Here is a 384-nt window from a genome sequence, read left to right as displayed (position 1 = left end):
GTCCATCACCATCTCGACGAAGACGTAGCCGGGGAACAGGCGCCGCTCGGTCGTCTTGCGCTGGCCGTTCTTCATTTCCACGACCTCTTCGGTCGGGACGAGGATGCGGCCGAACTTGTCCTGCATGCCCGCGCGGTGGATGCGCTCCGTGATGTTGCGCTCCACGGCCTTCTCCATGCCCGAATAGGCATGGACGATGTACCAGCGGAGGTCCGGGTTGGCAGAGGACGTGGGGGCCGGTGCGGGAGACAGGTTGTGGTCGACGGCGTCACTCATGTTATTTCCTCCAGCCCAGAATCAGATCGTACAGAACCCACTCCAGCGTCTTGTCGGTGAACCACAGGAAGAGGGCCATCACCAGCACGAACGCGAAGACATAGGCCG

General features: G+C 62.0%; 1 protein-coding gene. It reads right to left on the bottom strand.

The features are described from left to right. Positions 1-276, bottom strand: a 276-nt coding sequence (locus GVL52_RS32765; protein WP_280179144.1) for a transcription termination/antitermination NusG family protein, incomplete at its 3' end; no start/stop codon positions are given. Positions 277-384 lie beyond the last annotated feature (108 nt).

The organism is Rhizobium sp. 18055, from assembly GCF_902706285.1.
Lineage (GTDB): Bacteria > Pseudomonadota > Alphaproteobacteria > Rhizobiales > Rhizobiaceae > Rhizobium.
The sequence above is the reverse complement of the archived record's forward strand: the minus strand, read 5'-3'. Positions and strand labels throughout refer to the sequence as shown.